The sequence below is a fragment of the Photobacterium sp. GB-1 genome (assembly GCF_003026165.1).
Classification (GTDB): Bacteria; Pseudomonadota; Gammaproteobacteria; order Enterobacterales; family Vibrionaceae; genus Photobacterium.
Window position 1 is genome coordinate 13,914 of record NZ_PYOB01000020.1, and the last position, 18,649, is coordinate 32,562.

The 18,649-nt window shown below is 42.2% G+C and carries 19 protein-coding genes; 11 read left to right on the forward strand and 8 right to left on the reverse strand.

What is annotated here, in order from left to right; genetic code table 11:
- Positions 1-72 precede the first annotated feature (72 nt).
- A complete protein-coding gene (gene hemE, locus C9J45_RS16425) occupies positions 73-1,140 on the forward strand; it encodes a uroporphyrinogen decarboxylase (RefSeq protein ID WP_005372689.1) in 1,068 nt (355 codons plus the stop codon).
- 59 nt (positions 1,141-1,199) lie between these two features.
- Here hemE and C9J45_RS16430 read toward each other — a convergent pair whose 3' ends face one another.
- Together C9J45_RS16430 and C9J45_RS16435 are read right to left on the reverse strand one after the other, a co-directional pair.
- A complete protein-coding gene (locus C9J45_RS16430) occupies positions 1,200-1,787 on the reverse strand; it encodes a uracil-DNA glycosylase family protein (protein WP_107247343.1) in 588 nt (195 codons plus the stop codon).
- A gap of 31 nt (positions 1,788-1,818) precedes the next feature.
- Positions 1,819-2,730, reverse strand: a complete 912-nt coding sequence (locus tag C9J45_RS16435; RefSeq protein WP_107207954.1) for a D-2-hydroxyacid dehydrogenase — start codon at positions 2,728-2,730, stop codon at positions 1,819-1,821.
- Positions 2,731-2,797: 67 nt separating this feature from the next.
- On the opposite strand from C9J45_RS16435, the gene C9J45_RS16440 reads away from it, so the two are divergent.
- The 3 genes from C9J45_RS16440 (at position 2,798) to brnQ (ending at position 5,283) form a co-directional block, all read left to right on the forward strand.
- A complete protein-coding gene (locus C9J45_RS16440; RefSeq protein ID WP_005372684.1) occupies positions 2,798-3,385 on the forward strand; it encodes a YjaG family protein in 588 nt (195 codons plus the stop codon).
- Between the two features lie 352 nt (positions 3,386-3,737).
- Positions 3,738-3,860: a hypothetical protein gene (locus C9J45_RS21845; RefSeq protein ID WP_255418321.1), complete on the forward strand. Its 123-nt coding sequence runs from the start codon at positions 3,738-3,740 to the stop codon at positions 3,858-3,860.
- 115 nt (positions 3,861-3,975) lie between these two features.
- Positions 3,976-5,283: a branched-chain amino acid transport system II carrier protein gene (brnQ, locus tag C9J45_RS16445; protein ID WP_107207956.1), complete on the forward strand. Its 1,308-nt coding sequence runs from the start codon at positions 3,976-3,978 to the stop codon at positions 5,281-5,283.
- 66 nt (positions 5,284-5,349) lie between these two features.
- On the opposite strand, the gene C9J45_RS16450 is transcribed toward brnQ, so the two are convergent.
- The gene (locus C9J45_RS16450) at positions 5,350-6,408 is read right to left on the reverse strand and encodes a CNNM domain-containing protein (RefSeq protein WP_005372680.1); all 1,059 of its coding nucleotides are present in this window, start codon (positions 6,406-6,408) and stop codon (positions 5,350-5,352) included.
- A 226-nt stretch (positions 6,409-6,634) separates the two neighbouring features.
- Between C9J45_RS16450 and hupA the strand changes: the two genes are divergently transcribed.
- Positions 6,635-6,907, forward strand: coding sequence for a nucleoid-associated protein HU-alpha (gene hupA, locus C9J45_RS16455; RefSeq protein WP_005372678.1), 273 nt, complete (start codon positions 6,635-6,637; stop codon positions 6,905-6,907).
- A 43-nt stretch (positions 6,908-6,950) separates the two neighbouring features.
- Positions 6,951-7,637: a DUF1481 domain-containing protein gene (locus C9J45_RS16460; RefSeq protein WP_233217812.1), complete on the forward strand. Its 687-nt coding sequence runs from the start codon at positions 6,951-6,953 to the stop codon at positions 7,635-7,637.
- A gap of 69 nt (positions 7,638-7,706) precedes the next feature.
- Here C9J45_RS16460 and purD read toward each other — a convergent pair whose 3' ends face one another.
- Positions 7,707-8,996, reverse strand: coding sequence for a phosphoribosylamine--glycine ligase (purD, locus tag C9J45_RS16465; RefSeq protein WP_107207958.1), 1,290 nt, complete (start codon positions 8,994-8,996; stop codon positions 7,707-7,709).
- Positions 8,997-9,101: 105 nt separating this feature from the next.
- Entirely contained in the window at positions 9,102-10,694 is a 1,593-nt protein-coding gene (gene purH, locus C9J45_RS16470; RefSeq protein ID WP_107207959.1) for a bifunctional phosphoribosylaminoimidazolecarboxamide formyltransferase/IMP cyclohydrolase, read from the reverse strand.
- A 236-nt stretch (positions 10,695-10,930) separates the two neighbouring features.
- On the opposite strand from purH, the gene zntR reads away from it, so the two are divergent.
- The gene (gene zntR, locus C9J45_RS16475; protein ID WP_107207960.1) at positions 10,931-11,398 is read left to right on the forward strand and encodes a Zn(2+)-responsive transcriptional regulator; all 468 of its coding nucleotides are present in this window, start codon (positions 10,931-10,933) and stop codon (positions 11,396-11,398) included.
- Positions 11,399-11,408: 10 nt separating this feature from the next.
- On the opposite strand, the gene C9J45_RS16480 is transcribed toward zntR, so the two are convergent.
- A complete protein-coding gene (locus C9J45_RS16480; protein WP_105061403.1) occupies positions 11,409-11,612 on the reverse strand; it encodes a hypothetical protein in 204 nt (67 codons plus the stop codon).
- 181 nt (positions 11,613-11,793) lie between these two features.
- Between C9J45_RS16480 and C9J45_RS16485 the strand changes: the two genes are divergently transcribed.
- Positions 11,794-12,075: a pyrimidine/purine nucleoside phosphorylase gene (locus C9J45_RS16485; protein ID WP_107292774.1), complete on the forward strand. Its 282-nt coding sequence runs from the start codon at positions 11,794-11,796 to the stop codon at positions 12,073-12,075.
- 71 nt (positions 12,076-12,146) lie between these two features.
- Here the strand turns inward: C9J45_RS16485 and malI are convergent, their stop codons facing one another.
- A complete protein-coding gene (gene malI / locus C9J45_RS16490) occupies positions 12,147-13,172 on the reverse strand; it encodes a Mal regulon transcriptional regulator MalI (protein ID WP_107207961.1) in 1,026 nt (341 codons plus the stop codon).
- A 286-nt stretch (positions 13,173-13,458) separates the two neighbouring features.
- On the opposite strand from malI, the gene malX reads away from it, so the two are divergent.
- The 3 genes from malX (at position 13,459) to C9J45_RS16505 (ending at position 18,230) form a co-directional block, all read left to right on the forward strand.
- Positions 13,459-15,039 carry a maltose/glucose-specific PTS transporter subunit IIBC gene (gene malX, locus C9J45_RS16495; protein ID WP_107292775.1) on the forward strand — a complete coding sequence of 527 codons (1,581 nt, stop codon included), beginning with the start codon at positions 13,459-13,461 and terminating at the stop codon, positions 15,037-15,039.
- Between the two features lie 71 nt (positions 15,040-15,110).
- Complete coding sequence (locus C9J45_RS16500) at positions 15,111-16,289, forward strand: MalY/PatB family protein (protein ID WP_107292776.1); 1,179 nt, start codon at positions 15,111-15,113, stop codon at positions 16,287-16,289.
- Positions 16,290-16,592: 303 nt separating this feature from the next.
- Complete coding sequence (locus tag C9J45_RS16505) at positions 16,593-18,230, forward strand: methyl-accepting chemotaxis protein (RefSeq protein WP_107207964.1); 1,638 nt, start codon at positions 16,593-16,595, stop codon at positions 18,228-18,230.
- Positions 18,231-18,341: 111 nt separating this feature from the next.
- On the opposite strand, the gene fis is transcribed toward C9J45_RS16505, so the two are convergent.
- On the reverse strand, positions 18,342-18,638 hold the full coding sequence (gene fis, locus C9J45_RS16510) for a DNA-binding transcriptional regulator Fis (protein WP_005372656.1): 297 nt from the start codon (positions 18,636-18,638) through the stop codon (positions 18,342-18,344).
- Positions 18,639-18,649 lie beyond the last annotated feature (11 nt).

Consider the following 18,649-nt stretch of genomic DNA (forward strand, 5'->3'; position numbering starts at 1 on the left):
ATAAGATATGCTCTATTTTGTTCTGAGTAATGAATGATACAATAAATGCAGAATTTACCCATGGAGTCTCAAATGAGCGAATTAAAGAATGACCGCTACCTACGTGCGTTGTTAAAACAGCCTGTTGATTACACGCCGGTGTGGATGATGCGCCAAGCGGGTCGTTATCTCCCAGAATACCGTGAAACACGTAGCGTTGCAGGTGACTTTATGTCGCTATGTAAGAACGCTGAGCTAGCAAGTGAAGTCACATTGCAGCCACTGAAGCGTTTTCCGCTTGATGCTGCTATCTTGTTCTCAGATATCTTGACGATTCCTGATGCAATGGGTCTTGGCTTATACTTCGAAGCAGGCGAAGGACCTAAATTCCAACGTCCTATTACTTGTAAAGCTGACGTAGATAAAATTGGTTTACCCGATCCTGAAGGTGAGCTGCAATACGTAATGAATGCCGTTCGTCAAATTCGTCATGATCTGCAAGGTGAAGTACCATTGATTGGCTTCTCTGGTAGCCCATGGACATTGGCGACTTACATGGTTGAAGGTGGTAGCTCTAAAGCTTTCACTAAGATCAAGAAGATGATGTATGCAGAGCCACAAACACTACACCTATTGCTAGATAAGTTAGCGGATAGTGTTACTGAATACCTTAATGCACAGATCAAAGCCGGTGCACAGGCTGTGATGGTATTTGATACTTGGGGTGGTGTGTTAACCCCACGTGATTACAACGAATTCTCGCTGCGTTACATGCATAAGATTGTAGATGGCTTAATTCGTGAAAATGAAGGTCGTCGTGTACCAGTTACGCTGTTCACTAAAAATGGTGGCATGTGGCTTGAGCAAATCGCAGCAACGGGCTGTGATGGCGTAGGCTTAGATTGGACCATTGATATCGCAGAAGCGAAACGTCGCATCGGTGATAAGGTTGCACTACAAGGTAATATGGATCCATCCATGCTTTATGCGCAACCTGAACGTATTCGTCAAGAAGTAGCAACGATTCTTGAAGGTTTTGGCGATGGTGGTACAGGCCATGTCTTTAACTTAGGTCATGGTATTCACTTGGATGTTCCGCCTGAAAATGCTGGTGTGTTTGTTGAAGCCGTGCATGAATTATCGAAGCCTTACCATAAGTAATTTGCCAAATTGATATGATAAAACTGAAACCCACGTAATTGCGTGGGTTTTTTTTATCTCTAAACTTGGTCTTTGATTGCTAAATGCTGGTGGACGTATTGGCGAATATAAGGGACGACGTCTAATTCAAACCATGGATTCTTTTTAAGCCAAATGGCATTACGAGGCGATGGGTGAGGCAATGGAATGTAGCGTGGTGCCCATTGTTGCCATTGCCTTACGGTTTCTGTGAGTGTTTTCGGCTTATCTTGTAAATAATAGTTTTGTGCGTATTGTCCGATCAGTAATGTCATACCGATATTAGGCATCAGATCAAGCACTGGCTGATGCCATTTTGGTGCACACTCTGGGCGAGGCGGTAAATCACCAGTTTTCCCTTTTCCGGGATAACATAAACCCATCGGCATAATGGCAATGTGTTCTGGGTTATAGAAGGTATCTTTGTCCAACCCAAGCCATTGGCGTAGACGATCACCGCTAGGATCATTGAATGGGATCCCTGTTTGATGGACTTTTAATCCGGGCGCTTGTCCAATAAGCAATAACCTAGCTTTAGAGCTAAATTGAATCACAGGCCGTGGTACTAGGTGATCTTTGCAGATCTCGCAGTGGTGAATAAGATCGCGTAAGTTATCAACTTGTTTCATCTTAGTTGTACGTTCAAATATAGTTGCACTTTTAATATCCACTTTTAAAATCAATAAGATAATTTAGATCTTGCTGTTGTTTAAAGCGGAGGTAATTAGTTTTGAATATCTCTATGACTTGTTCTGGAAAACTTTCCGCCGCTATATGTGGAGTGATACTGATTTTTGGATGATGCCAAAAAGGATGATCTTGGTTAAGTGGCTCTTGCTTGAACACATCAAGGTAAGCATGGTTGAGTTGTTTATTATCAAGCGCATTAATTAAGTCTGATTCAACAACAGTATTACCTCTACCAACATTGAAAAAAAGTGCATTACGACAGTGCGACCAGCATTGTTGGTTATAGATATCATTCGTGTGTTCTGTTGATGGCAGAATAGAAACAATCACATCAGCCTTGCTGAGTGCGTGCTGCAATTCTGTAATTGGATATGTTTGAGTAAAATCAGTAGAGGCTGATAAGCCTTGCCTGTTGACACCAATGACCGAGAAGTTCAATGCTTTTGCCGTTTTTGCGAGTATACAGCCGATGCTTCCTGTTCCTATGATTACCATGGTTTTACCACTGACAGATTGATAAGGGATTGGCTGCCATAAAGATTGTGTTTGTTGCTGTGCGTATTGGTGGAAGTGACGATAGTAATTAAGGCACTGACCAATAACATATTCACTGATCAAAGGGCCAAAATATCCTTTAACGTTAGTGAGTAAATAATCTTGTCGTAGGTGAGGTTTAATGAGGGCATCAATGCCTGCAAATGTTGATTGTAACCATTTTAGTTTGGGTAATTGTTCGAGTTGGTTGGCGATCAAAGGAGGATCCGCTAGAATTATGCTTGCTTGCGAAGGATCATCGGTTAAGCAAAGGTCCGGTAACTGCGCCTGTGCCAATAATTGGGTATAGCGTTGTTGTTGCTTTGATATTACTGAAACTTTGATCATGCTTTTCCTTTAGCCTTATTCGTTTATCAAGTAAACTTCACTTCAAATCACTACTGTAGATTATCTCATGCTTAAAAATCCGATCCAGTTACGCTTAGAAAAATTAGAACCGTGGCAACACCTGACATTTATGGTGTCTTTGTGTGAGCGTATGTACCCAAATTATGTATTTTTCTGTGCAGAAACAGGATTTGCTGATTCTTATAAATATCGAGTGATCTTAGATAGCGTCTGGGAGATTTTGACCGTTAAAAACGCCAAGATTAACTTCGAGAATCAGCTAGAAAAATTAGAAGATATGGTGCCAAGCGAAGATGAGTTTGATATCTACGCGGTAAGCCCTGCGATTGATGCGTGTGTTGCACTTGCTGATCTTCTTCATGCGATGTTAGATCGTGATCTTATGATGGAAACAGTGATCAAACTAAGTGCTTTATCGGCAGAAACTGTTGCTAATCTTGAGTACGCACAAACAGGTATCGAGATCACTAACGATAATCAAAAAGAAAATGAAGCAGTATGTGCGGAATGGGATACCCAGTGGGCGATTTTCCGTGCATTAAAAGAAGCGGAAACACGTGATATTGAATTGATTAAAGATCTTCGTGCAGAGTTGCGTGATGAGCCTGTCAGTAATATCGGTATTGAGCTCTAACAGCTAATATCGCCATGACAGTAAAAAAAGAGCCTAAGGGCTCTTTTTTTGTATCGGGTGAAAGTGCGTTGTTCAGCATAAAAATATTTCGTTATATAAGCAAAATATCGTAGAAAAGACGGTTATTTCATTATTTGTATTGTTTGTGTTTCAGTATGTTTGGGATTTGTGAAGTTTTTAGTTCTGGTTTTTGATTTAAAATCCAGTGAATATCACTGCTTGGTGATTTGAATTTGCACCATTACACTTATTTTATTTTGGCTATTGTAATTCGATCCCTTCACCGTTTATAACGTTACAGCGCCGTAGCACATTGTTTATGGCAATAATGGTTTATTCACGAGGAGGTACAATGCATACATTTATAGCAATGACATTCGCTACCTGTTTTTGTGGTCGTAATATTACTGCGCAATATGCGATGTGTGACGGTAATATCCGCCAACTCCTCATGCTCTCTCTAAAACGTATTTAGAGCTGGCTGCTTATATTTAAACATTACTGTCAGCTTGCGAAGAAGCTGATAGGTCCTTTGAAACATATTCCCATCTCGCTTCCTCCAAGCTGAAAGTCACAATCAAAGGAATACTATGTTAAGTGCACGCAATATTGCCGCATTAGGCTTTATGACATTCGCCATGTATTTAGGCGCGGGAAACTTAATTTTCCCTCCATTCTTAGGTTATCAAGCTGGTGATAACTTTCTAAGTGGCATGACAGGATTTCTTTTAACTGGAGTGGGTTTACCTGCGATTGCGCTGGTGATTGTCGCTTGGGTTCGAGGCTCTGATAACTTAACTGCTGCATTACCGAAACCTTTAGCAACTAGCTTTTGGGTGATGTTGTTTATTGTGATTGGTCCTGCTTTTATTATTCCTCGTACGATCACCGTGGCTTACCAATTTAGTCTTGCTCCCTTCATGGGTGATGTTGGTCTTATCCCTTTTTCTATAGCATTTTGTATCGCCGCTATTTTGTTCTCGTTATATCCCGGTAAGCTGGTGGACACTTTAGGCAAATGGTTAACGCCAATACTGCTAACGATTTTAGGTGTGATGGCTGTTGTCGCTATTTTATATCCTTCAGGTTATGTCACTGAAGCGACGGGAGCTTATGTTAATGGGGCGATGGCTGAAGGTTTAACCCAAGGTTATATGACAATGGATGCGTTAGGATCGATTGGTTTTGGCTGGGTTATCTTCCGTGCTATTGAAGGTATGGGCGTTAAAGAGCCTAAAGCCATTGCAAAATACACCTTAATTGCGGCGCTTATGTATTCAAGTGCAATGGCATTAGTGTACTTGTCTCTTGCTTATATTGGCGTAACAAGCGAAGGGCTGGGATTAAACTTCACTAATGGTGGTGAGATCTTAACCGCTTTCACCAATTATCATTTTGGTGTGTTTGGTACTTTGTTATTAGGTGCGGTATTGGTATTGGCGTGCTTAACAACAGCGATTGGGGTGACAACTGCGGGTAGTGAGTTTTATAGCCGTACTTTCACACCGGTGACCTATCGTAAAAGTGTTATTGTGATTATGGTGCTATCAGGCATTATTGCTAACGTTGGCTTATCGCAATTGTTGAAAGTGACATTACCTGTGGTTGTTGCGTTACACCCTATTGCGATTTCATTACTGATTATTGCACCACTGCGTCATCAATTATCACAAAAGATGGTATTGGCAACCTTAGCCGTTGCGATGATTTTTGGCTGTATTGATGCAACGCATATTCTTGAAGCGATGCCAGCACAGATGGATAAGATACTAGAGGCTAATCTACCGTTATATCACTATTACGCAGGTTGGATTTTGCCGACGGTAATCACCTTGGTTATCGGATTAATTGCGCAGCGTTTGACAGTAAAACGCCAAGTACTGACTAAAGAATACTAATGTACTGAGTGGTTTAAAGAGATAATAAAAAAGGGACCGAAAGGTCCCTTTTTTCATGATGGAGGATTATTTTTCTTCATCATTATTTTGAATTACACCATGCTTTTTCTTCCACTTTTCCCAACGCTGGAAAGCCAGTTGCTGCATGTCAGTATTTTTATCGGCTTCATCGACAATTTCTTCACCTACCAGGCTTTCGAAAATATCTTCTAAGGTCACGAGACCTTGTACTGTGCCGTATTCGTCAACGATTAAGATAAGCTGTGAACGTTCCTGCATTAAGCGCTCAAAAGCCTTAGGTACGCTAACGTTATTCATAATAACGGGTAGTGGGCGCATTAATACACCGAGTTCTTGGCCCCCTTTACCCGCTTGGCTTTCAGCAAATAGCTCTAGGCGGTGAACGAAACCGACAATGTTGTCACTCTGCTCGCTATATACCAATGGACGAGAGAACGGGCTATTTTTATGCTGAGACAAGAATTCATTAATGGTTTGCTCTGCATCAACACGGAATAGCACCGGACGTGGCGTCATAATTTTCGTTACGCTTACATCACGGAATTGCAGTAAGTTGGTTAGGATTTTTGACTCGCCTTCACCTAATTCACCTGTTTCGTGTGCTAATAACGCCATTGCTGAAATTTCATCACGTAATTTTGGTTGCTCATGACCGCGTGATAAACGACGAGTAATTTGCTCTGATACCCACACTAGAGGGATCAAAAGCAATACCATCCAACGCAACATAGTCGCTGAGAATGGTGCAAGTTGACGCCAGTAAGTTGCACCAATGGTTTTTGGCACAATTTCAGACAGTAATAAAATACCTATGGTTAATACGCCCGAGAACACACCTAACCATTCACTACCAAATACGATAGTCGCTTGTGCACCTGCGGTTGCAGCACCGATGGTGTGAGCGATGGTGTTTAGGGTCAAGATCGAGGCAAGAGGCCGATCAATATTATCTTTGAGCGCGGTGAGTTTTGCCGCCGCAGGGTGGTTTTGTTGGCGTAATGTGGCGATATAACTTGGTGAAATACTAAGTAACACCGCTTCTAATACGGAACAAATAAACGAAACACCAATCGCAACGGAGATGTAAATCGTAAGGAGTACCATGTCAACCTATCAGTAAATTAGCGAATATCAGCTATATTAATCGGGGCTGGGCAGAATAAATACAACTATTTTTATGCGGTATTTGGTAACATTTTGTGAACTTGCGCTCAGATTGTGGTTAAAGAGTCCGCACCTGAGTCGAATAAAGCAGACAAACCTTTGCCACACGGGCTTCTTTTGAATTAGAGTTGTCTCGTCTTACGAAAAACCTTAGAAGGGAAACCTAATGAACAAGACCCAACTGATTGACCTGATCGCAGAAAAAGCGGATCTATCTAAAGCACAAGCAAAAGCAGCTTTGGAATCTACTCTTGACGGCATTACTGATGCGCTAAAAGACGGTGACCAGGTTCAACTAATTGGCTTTGGTACATTTAAAGTAAACCATCGTGCAGCTCGCACTGGCCGTAACCCACAAACTGGTGCTGAAATTCAAATTGCTGCAGCTAACGTTCCTGCGTTTGTTGCTGGTAAAGCACTAAAAGATGCATTGAAGTAATTGTGATACCGCCAGAATGAATTATTCATCTGGCGGTTTTTTTATGTCTAAAATTTCATTTCTCTTTTCTTTTCTTCTTCCTCTCATTCTCACTGGATGTGTTGCAGGAAACCTTGCTGATAACACCGCATTGCCGATCACTAAGGTGAATGTTGCTGAGCAAAAAGTAGATGGTACATATATCTATTGGTATTTATCCCGTCAGAATGCTCCAGAACGGCTAGGAGAGCGTGTGTACAGTACTAAGCAAGGTGATTATCAAAGTGATTACCAATGGCAGTCAGGTAAGCTTAAAACGCTGTTACAACAGGGTGAGCGGTTAATCGATGGACAGCAAGTTCCCTTTGAATTACAACTTCGCTTCGATAGCCAAGGAATCGCAGTTTATCAACGCTATAAAGAAGATGGGCATATCTTACCGTTAACGACAAATGAAATAACGGAGCTCAAACAGCACAGCGAATATTTAGTCCATCGGATTGAACGACTAAAAAGATCAAAACAGTATTTTGAGCAAGGCTATAGACAGCAACAACAGCAGATCTCTTGTCAAACTCAACAGCCGATCACGATTGATGATCCTAATGTATTATCCGCATTTTCCCCATCGGGACATTGGGCGGCTATTGGCGAGCAGAAAAACGGTAGGTTAAGAATTCATAAGTTGTTATCGGGTGTGGTGAGTGAGACTTGTCTACAAGCACCGACACTGATTGATACGAAGCAATAAATGCTTGCAAAAAAAGACAATAAAAAACGCGCTCATTAAGCGCGTTTTTTAACTTAGGGAGAATGCGTTTTATTGCTGTTGCTCACGAGCAATAGCGCGATAACCAATATCGTCACGATGGAACATGCCATCCCACGAAATTTGTTTTGCCAACGTATAAGCACGCTGTTGTGCTTCTAAGACAGTATCGCCCATCGCGGTTGCACACAGCACACGACCACCGTTAGTGACGATATCGCCTTGATTATTCGTTGTGCCGGCGTGGAAGACTTTCTCGCCAGCCACTTCTTGTTGCGGCAAGCCTGAAATCACATCACCCTTGTTGTAGCTTGCTGGATAGCCGCCAGCGGCTAAAACAACACCGATAGAAGCGCGTGGATCCCATTTCGACTCTACGGTATCTAGCTTGCCATCAATCGCTGCTAAACATAGCTCAACCAAATCAGACTGCATACGTAACATGATAGGTTGAGTTTCCGGATCACCAAAGCGACAGTTGTATTCGATCACTTTTGGGGTGCCATCGCTCATGATCATCAAGCCAGCATAAAGGAAACCTGTATAAGGTGCGCCTTCTGCGGCCATCCCTTCAACCGTTGGGTAGATCACTTCTTTCATCACGCGGTCATGGATATCTTGTGTTACAACAGGGGCTGGTGAATAAGCGCCCATGCCACCCGTGTTAGGGCCAGTATCGCCATTTCCAACACGTTTATGATCTTGGCTGGTGGCCATAGGTAGAACGTTTTTACCGTCTACCATTACGATGAAACTGGCTTCTTCACCATCTAAGAACTCTTCGATAACTACGCGGTGTCCGGCTTCACCAAATGCATTGCCAGCGAGCATATCGCGTACGGCATCTTCGGCTTCTTGCTCTGTCATTGCGACAATCACGCCTTTACCTGCTGCTAAGCCATCCGCTTTTACTACAATCGGTGCGCCTTTTTGCTTTAAGTAAGCAAGAGCGGGGTCGATTTCAGTAAAGTTTTGATATTCCGCCGTTGGAATATTGTGGCGAGCAAGGAAGTCTTTAGTGAAAGCTTTAGAACCTTCAAGTTGTGCTGCGGCTTCTGTTGGGCCAAAGATGGGCAGTTTAGCTGCGCGGAACGCATCAACCACACCAATAACCAGTGGCGCTTCTGGGCCGACAATGGTTAAACCAATTTGATTATTTTGCGCAAATTCAACTAATGCTGCGATGTCTTCAACACCAATCTCAACATTTTCCAGTTTAGGTTCAAGTGCTGTTCCTGCATTACCAGGAGCAATAAATACCGTTTCTACTTGTGGGTTTTGTGCAACTTTCCAGCCTAATGCGTGTTCACGGCCGCCGTTACCAATGATCAGTACTTTCATCGTTAATCCTTATTGCTTCGCGCTAAATACTTAAAAATCTCTGCTCTTTAAAAAAGAGCAGAGACTAAATCGATAGTTTTATTCACTTAAGTTTGTGATGACAACTTAGTGGCGGAAGTGGCGCATACCGGTAAATACCATCGCCATGCCATGCTCGTCAGCAGCAGCAATGACTTCATCATCACGCATTGAACCACCCGGTTGGATAACACAAGTAATGCCTGCTTCTGCTGCGGCATCAATACCATCACGGAACGGGAAGAATGCATCTGATGCCATTACGCTACCCGCGACTTCTAGGTTTTCGTCAGCAGCTTTAATACCTGCAATTTTGGCAGAATAAACGCGGCTCATTTGGCCTGCACCAACACCTATGGTCATATTGCCTTTTGCATACACAATCGCGTTTGATTTCACGTATTTCGCTACTTTCCAGCAAAATAGTGCATCACGCAGTTCGTCTGTGGTTGGTTGACGTTGAGTGACAACGGTTAAATCATCAACCGATACCATACCTTGGTCACGGTCTTGAACCAATAAACCACCATTTACACGTTTAACGTCAAAACCCGTGGTTTTGGTTGTCCATTCGCCACACTCAAGAAGACGTAAGTTTTTCTTGGTTGCAACAACGGCTGCCGCCTCTGCTGATACTTTCGGCGCGATAATAACTTCGACAAATTGACGATCAACAATCGCTTGTGCAGTTGCTGCATCTAATTCACCGTTGAACGCAATAATGCCGCCAAATGCTGAGGTAGGGTCAGTTTTGTAAGCGCGATCGTAAGCTTCAAGTAAATTGTCCCCGAGTGCGACACCACATGGGTTAGCATGTTTTACAATCACACAAGCGGGTAAATCGAATTCTTTCACACACTCAAGTGCTGCATCTGTATCGGCGATGTTGTTGTATGATAGCGCCTTACCTTGAAGTTGCGTTGCCGTTGCGACAGAAGCTTCTTGTGGGTTGGCTTCAACATAGAATGCTGCTGCTTGGTGGCTGTTTTCACCATAGCGCATGTCTTGTTTTTTCTCGAATTGCTGATTGAAAGTGCGTGGAAACTTCGATTCCTCGTCACCTTCTTTGTTGTCGCCGTAAGATGGCACCATAGTACCAAAGTAGTTGGCGATCATACCGTCGTAAGCTGCAGTATGTTCAAAAGCTGAGATAGCTAAATCGAAACGTGTTGCCTGAGTTAGTGAGCCATTGTTGGTGCTAATTTCTGTTAGTACGCGGTCGTAATCGTGCGCATTAACGACAATCGCTACATCTTTATGGTTTTTTGCTGCAGAGCGAACCATTGTTGGACCACCGATGTCGATGTTCTCAACTGCGTCGGCGAGCGTACAACCGGCTTTGGCAACAGTTTCAGCAAAAGGATAAAGGTTAACAACAACCATATCGATAGGGTTAATACCGTGCTTTTCCATTACTTCGTCGTCAGTACCACGACGGCCTAGTACGCCACCATGAACTTTTGGGTGAAGGGTTTTTACACGGCCATCCATCATTTCTGGGAAACCGGTGTAATCAGAAACTTCAGTGACTTGAATGTTTTTCTCGGCAAGTAAACGAGCGGTACCGCCTGTCGATAAGATTTCTACGCCGCGATTGGCAAGAGCCTGTGCGAATTCCACAATACCTGTTTTGTCTGATACGCTGATCAGTGCACGGCGAATAGGACGAGCGTTTTCCATGGCTACTATCTCTTTTAATTACACGGTGAATAGAATATTTCCCAAGACCAAGCCCATTTGGTGTGAATTGGTTTTGGGAAATATCCTGATTCTCATCACATCAACAAAACTTGGGTGATGACAATAGTGATTTATCAATAATGGTCATTTGTGTGTAATGTGACCATTATTTTACATGAATAGGAAGATTACGCAAACGTTTGCTTTTTTGGGTGTCTTTAGGAGAAATGAGCAAGATGGCGATGTATTTGATTGGTCAATTAGCAAAGTTATGTCAGGTCAGTAGCGATACATTACGGTTTTACGAAAAAAATGATTTGCTCCAGCCTGCAGGCCGAAGCGACAGTGGTTATCGTTTATATAGTGATGATAATTTATCGCGAGTTAAATTTATCTTACGGGCCAAAGCTATTGGCTTAAGTTTGGAAGAAATTCGTGAGCTATTAGATATCCGACTGGAAGCTAGTCAACATAGTTGTGCGGAAGTAAAAGCGATCACCCAAGCTAAGCTTGACGAAGTGGATATGAAAATAAAGGAACTCTCGCGTATTCGACGCGCGTTAAAAAAGATCAATGATGCGTGTTGTGGCCATGTGGATGATGATGCGAGCCATTGCTCAATCCTTGAGGCCTTGAACGATAGCTGTGATACGCCAGATCCTATCGGTGACACCAAGTCATGTTGTTCAAGGCACAAGAAATAGAACGTATAAATTAATCGCTGGTGGCTTCTTTTGCATTTTGGATCGCATCTTTTGTGGTATCACGGAAAAAGTGTCCCGTTGCTTTGGTTGCATCACGGGTCGCGTGACCAATCTCAGTGAAGCCATCTTTAATATTTTGTTTATCGCTACTGCTACAACCAACTAATGGTAACGAAGCGATCAGTAGTACCGCTAAAACATGTTTATTTAACATCTGAGATCCCTTGATAAAATTTCAAAGACTAGTGTAGCGTTTTTTTATCATGAACCAAGTTAAATTCATGTCATGAATATCGTGATTAGCGTCATTATATTTCATTAGGGCATTGTGAAATTTTGTGATAATTTCCAGTCAAAAGCGTATCGCTAATACGAATTAAAGATAAGGAAAATCGATGTTAAAAGTAAATGAATATTTTGATAGCCAAGTAAAATCAATTGGCTTTGAATCTTCGGGTGATCATGTCAGTGTTGGCGTAATGGCACCTGGCGAATATACTTTTGGTACTGTAGCACCTGAGCGTATGACGGTGGTTAAAGGTGCATTAACTGTAAAACTACCAGGCCATGTTGACTGGGAAACTTACAACGCAGGCGATAACTTTGAAGTTCCAGGTGACAGTTCATTTAATGTGGAAGTATTGGTTACTACTGCTTATCTTTGTGATTACTTATAATTTTAAATTATAGTGATTATCTAAAAGCTTCACTTCGGTGGAGCTTTTTTGTTTGCCGCTGTTTGATATCTCTATGCCGATCCTCGTTCAATTAATTGTGGCGGTAAAATAAACTGTTGTGCCGTTTCATTATGAACCGTCATTTTTGCGAGTAACCGTTGTCCTGCAAGTTGACCCATTTGTCGCGTAGGAGAGCTGATCATGGTTAGGCTTGGCTGAGTTAAAGCCGCTTCAGGGGTATCATCAAACCCAATTAAGCCGATTTGTTGACCAATATAGTTATCTTTTCCGACACTTTTCCCTACCCGTTGAATACCATACATCGCCCCTAATGCAATGGCTGGTCGGTGGCATAATAGCGCGGTAATTTTAGGATGCTGAGTTAGCAGTTGTTGAACATGATCCGCGGCTTGGCACTGGTTATTCTGAGCTTCAATTATCCATTCATTTTTAAACGGTAAGCCATATTGCATTAATGTCGTGCCATAGCCGCCAATACGCTCAGCACGGGTGAGTGAGTCACTGCTGCCACCAATATACGCAATATGACGATGACCTTGTTGGATCAAGTGCTGAGTTGCAAGGATTGCGGCTTGATGATTATCAGGCCCAATATAATCGACCTCATTATTCACGGCGGAGCGGGCCAAGCAAACCGCAGGAATATTGGCTTGTTTTGCCATTTCGAGTACTTTGTTGGTTGCTTCTCTTACCGGGCTAAATGCAATACCTGCGACACCTTGTTGGATCATCGATTGGACACATTGGATTAATTTGTCTGCTTGATGGTTGGACTGAGCAAGAAATAACATATGGTCATGTTGTTCAAGCTCATCGCTTAACCCTGCCGTGACTTCGGTATAAAAGGGATCTGTAATATCCGCTAAGATCCAGCCGATCAAATTTGAGTGATTGGATCGTAAATTCGCTGCGGCGTTATTGCGAACATAGCCTAAGGCTTCAACTGCTTGATTGACCTTATCGATTGTCGCTTTTGATATACGGCCTTTATTGCCCAGCACCAAAGAAACAGTAGAAACGGAGACGCCGGCATAGTCGGCAACATCGGTGATCTTTACTTTGCTTGATTTAGCCATTAGATAGTTAATTACCCTGTATTTATCTATCAATATAAAACGTTATATCTATAATCCGAATATTAACAGGATCACAGTTTTTAATATGTGTTATGGCGCGAGATATGTTCCGTGATCTCGATGCCGATAAAAGTTGATAAAACGTTTTATCATTTATTTCGTAATTCAGCAAAAGCGTTGGCAGAAGTTTTGAGCTCATCTTCGTCGACGTTTTTTTTCAACAAAGTGATAAAACGTTTTACCACTTTGTTTTTGACGAAGATAAAACAGTGATCAGGTGACAATGATGTCTAAATCTGCAAATAAAACAACGCTATGGGAATTTTTCCAAAGCTTAGGTAAAACGTTTATGTTGCCAGTGGCACTTTTGGCGTTTTCCGGTATTTTACTGGGTATTGGTAGCTCGTTATCAAGTGCTGCAGTAAAAGAAAGTATGCCTTTTCTTGATAATACCGTACTGCAATTGCTGTTCATGTGGATGACCAAAGTTGGTTTGGTTGCATTTATCTATTTACCTATCATGTTTGCCGTAGCCATTCCTCTTGGCCTTGCTCGTGAAGAAAAAGGTGTTGCCGCGTTTGCAGGTTTTGTTGGTTACGCAGCACTTAACTTATCGATTAATTTTTACCTAACAGTGGCTGGCGTATTAGGCAATGCGATCGAAGAAAAAGCCTACGGTGTGAAGTCTGTTTTAGGCATAGAGTCGATTGATACTGGCATTTTAGGCGCGGTGATCGTCGGTATTATTGTGGCGAAACTGCATGCACGTTTCTATACCTACAAAATGCCTGATGCATTAGCTTTCTTTGGTGGCGCGCGTTTTGTTCCGATCATCTCAACCTTAACGCTCGGTGTGGTTGGTCTATTAGTACCGCTAGTATGGCCTTACTTTGCTATGGGTATTAATGGTATTGGTAGCTTAATCTCTCACTCAGGCCCATTTGGTCCATTCCTTTTCGGTACCGGTGAGCGTTTGTTATTGCCATTTGGCTTACACCACATTCTTGTTGCATTGGTGCGTTTTACGGAAGCGGGTGGCACGATGGATGTGTGTGGTAACACGGTAAGTGGCGCATTAAATATTTTCTATGCAGAGCTTTCTTGCTCAACAACTAATGGCTTCTCTAACTCGGCAACATCATTCTTGTCGCAAGGTAAAATGCCTGCTTTCCTTGGTGGATTACCCGGTGCTGCTCTTGCGATGTACCACTGTGCTCGCGTTGAAAATCGCAGCAAAGTAAAAGCGTTATTGTTATCAGGTGTGGTTGCGTGTGTGATTGGTGGTATCACAGAGCCATTAGAATTCTTATTCCTGTTCGTTGCACCAGCACTGTACTTTGTTCATGCTATTTTAACAGGTGTTGGCTTTATGGCGATGCACCTATTAGGCGTAACGATTGGTAATACTGATGGCAACATTATCGACTTTTTGATTTTCGGTGTACTTCAAGGTACGGCAACGAAATGGTACTTAGTACCTCTTGTTGCTGCAGTATGGTTTGTGATGTATTACAGCGTATTCCGCTTTGTGATCACTCGCTTTAATTTAAAAACTCCAGGCCGTGAAGTGGCTGATGTAAAAGATGAGTTAGCCTTTGCGGAAACGGGTGAGAAAACGACGGGTTACAAAGGTAATATTATTTTAGAAGCACTGGGTGGTGCTGCAAACATTACGTCACTGGATAACTGTATTACTCGTTTACGTTTATCGGTTAATGATATGAGTTTAGTGAATGACGCCGTACTCAAAGCTAACGGTGCGTTGGGGGTCGTTAAGCTTGACGATCATAACTTACAAGTCGTGATTGGGCCTCAGGTGCATATGGTCAAAAATGAAATGCAGGGCTTAATGCCAGCGACGGCATAATATGATTGCGGAGCCTAGTGCTCCGCTTTTTTGTTTTGGATAACTGTTTTTGCTTGTTGCAAGAGGTTGATATGTTTGATTTCTCTACCCCAGTTAACCGTTATGGTACCTATTGTACCCAGTGGGATTATGTTGAAGCTCGGTTTGGTGAAGCGGATTTATTGCCGTTTACTATTTCTGATATGGATTTCGCCGTTGCGCCATGTATTGAGAAAGCGTTATCTGAGCGATTAGCACATGGTGTATTTGGCTATAGCCGATGGAATCATGATGATTTTAAATCTGCGATCACAGGATGGTTTTCACGCCGCTATCATAGTCCAATCAATCCCGAGCATATTGTGTATGGTCCATCGGTGATTTACATCATTTCGCAATTAGTGATGCAGTGGACAAAACAGGGGGAAGGAGTCCTCATTCATACTCCAGCCTATGATGCGTTTGGTAATATGTTAGCGGCTAATGATCGTCTCATGCTAACAAGCCCGTTGTTAAAAACGGCTGGTGGCAGTTATGAGATTGATTGGGCACAATTTGAAGCACAAGCGGCAAAATCAAACTGTAAAGTGTTATTACTGTGTAGTCCACAAAATCCAACTGGACGAGTATGGACACGTGATGAACTCAGCCGTATGGCACAGATCTGTTTGCAACATCAGGTGAAAGTGATCTCCGATGATATCCATATGGATATGGCATTTAATGATTATATTCCTTGGCCTGAAGTGGCATTAGATGATAATTGGGCGTTGGTTTCTTCAGGATCAAAGTCATTTAATATTCCTGCATTAACGGGCGCATATGCGTTTATTGCCGATCAAACGGTGCGTGAACGGTACCTTACTCAGTTAAAAGCGGCACATGGTTTATCGTCACCGTCGATTTTAGGCGTTATAGGACATATTGCCGCTTATAACCAAGGTGAAGTATGGCTCGATAGTTTAAAAGACTACCTTCAAGCTAACCTTTGTTATGTCGCAGAGCAGTTAAATCAGGCCTTTCCTGAGTTGAATTACCAAGTGCCTGAGGGGACATATTTAGCGTGGATTGATTTAACGCCATTGAGCGTGGATATGGATGCCCTACAACAACGTCTAATTAGTCATTACAAAGTCGCCATTATGCGCGGTGATACCTATGGTCAAGAAGGGCAAGGCTATGTTCGTTTGAATGTCGGTTGTCCTCGTAGCAAAGTAGAAATAGGTCTCAAGGCATTGATGAGTGCATTGCATGATCTAAAACATCAATAGAATATTGCTTGTTTTATAACTAAGAAAAGCTTCGCGTCGGCGGAGCTTTTTTGTATCTGCTATTGCCACTCATTTTTAGAGATCAAGCGTTTTATCAATTGCGCCTTTATATGACATGTAACGCATATGTTGGATTTATAAAAATTATCTGGAGAGAAAGCATTATAGTAACAGTATTTAGCAAGGTTGAGTTCTGGTTAATCACGCCTAACATGTTGCTTTAGATACTTAGAGCCTAATTGATCTTGTCGTTATAGCGAAACTATTTCATGACTAAACGTAATAAGTAGGATAGGGAGTTCTATGAATCTATCGTTAACACATGCATCAATTAGTACCAAAGCTTGGATCATATGGCTGTTATTTGCCATCGGTCTTATTTCTATTTCTGCATTAAATATTTCCTCAACTAATCAACATATGCGAGCTAATTATGAGGGAGGTATTAAGCAAATAGTAGAAGGGGCGGTAGGAGTGGTTAATTACTATCATGCACTTAGCTCCAATGGCACATTGAGCGAAGAAGAAGCGCAAAAACAGGCTTTAGCGGCAATTAACGCAATGCGTTTTGATGGCGGAAATTATATTTTTGCGGGAAATAAGGAAGGCTATCAAATCGCAACCCGTTTTGATGAAATGATGGGGACTGACATTCTGTCACTAACAGACGGTAATGGACGACGATTCGTCGAAGAGCTTTACAGTGTCGGTAAGCAAGGTGGTGGTTTTGTTGATTATATGTGGAAGTCATCGTCAGATCCTAATCAACTGATTTTAAAAACGAGCTATGCTGATTATTTTCATCCTTGGGGCTGGATGATTGGCGCAGGAATGAATATCAAAGCCTTAAACCAAGATATTCAAGCCAGCCAATGGCTATCGTTTGTGAATGTTGCTGTTATTTTGGCAATACTGTCATTATTGATGGCGTATTTTATTCGTAGTATTACTTTGCCAATTAAAAAAACCGTTGCTGCGATGCGCGATCTATCAACCGGTGAAGGTGATTTAACTCAGCGTCTTAAAGAAGAGGGCGGTCCTGAATTAACGGCACTTGCGAAACATTTTAATCGCTTTGTTATTTCTATTCAGGCCATTATCCATAATATTAGTGATGCAGGTTCACAACTGACTCACTCTTCGCGTTGTTTATCACAATCAGTGTTATCGATGGATAGTAATTTAAATCAACAGAAAGAAGACACCGATCAACTCGTGGGGTCAATGGGGGAAATGCTCACTGCGGTTGAAGAAATTGCAGGCAGAACCGTTGATGCCACTGATTTTAGTATTAAAGCAGCGAAACAAACAGAAGCCAGTAAAGTGATTATTCAGCGTAATATTGAAGAGTCACAATTGCTCGCATTAGATATTGGTGAAGCCAGTAAAGTGATCACCCAACTAGCAACAGATAGCCGTAATGTCGATACCGTGTTGGAAGTGATACGTGGCATTGCAGAGCAGACCAACTTATTAGCGTTAAATGCTGCGATAGAGGCTGCAAGAGCCGGTGATGCAGGGCGAGGCTTTGCTGTTGTTGCTGATGAAGTTCGCACCCTATCACAGCGCACACAAGAGTCGACGATTGAAATTCAAACCATTATTGAAAAATTACAACAAGGTGCGGAGCAAGCGGTTGGTGTCATGAATCAGGGGGCTGAAAAAGCCCAGAATGCGTCAAAGATTTCTGCATCGGCAGGGGAAGCGTTGAATTTAATTGTTGAAGAAGTTCATGCGATACAAGGGATGAATCAGCAGATCTCAGCCGCAACAGAGCAGCAATCATTAACCGTTAATAGTATTAATCAAAATGTGGCAAGTTTGAATGATAGCTCGATATCATTGTCGACTGAATCTAATCAGATGTCGTCATCGAGTGAAGAGCTCAATCAAATTTCGGAAGATCTAATGGTGACGATTCAGCGTTTTAAACTGCATTAAAGTAGGACTATTATGTTTTATTTAGCATGACAGTACCGAATAGCAGCCAATAAAAAAGCCATGCCTGAAATACAGGGATGGCTTTTTTATCAATAAGTTAAACTAAATGTATTAGTTCATGCCATATTTTTTAAGCTTCTTACGTAGCGTACCACGGTTGATACCCATCATGGTTGCAGCGCGAGTTTGGTTACCGCGAGTGTACTGCATGATAGTGTCTAATAGTGGTTGTTCAACTTCTGCAAGCACAAGCTCGTACAGATCGTCGACTTCCTGACCATTTAATTGAGCAAGGTAGTTTTTAAGGGATGCCTTCACTGAATCACGTAATGGTTTCTGTGTGATTTGGTCTTGTGAAGTTACAGTTGTTACTGTTAACGCTTCGGAAGTCAGATTTTGTTCGAACATAATTCTGTAAG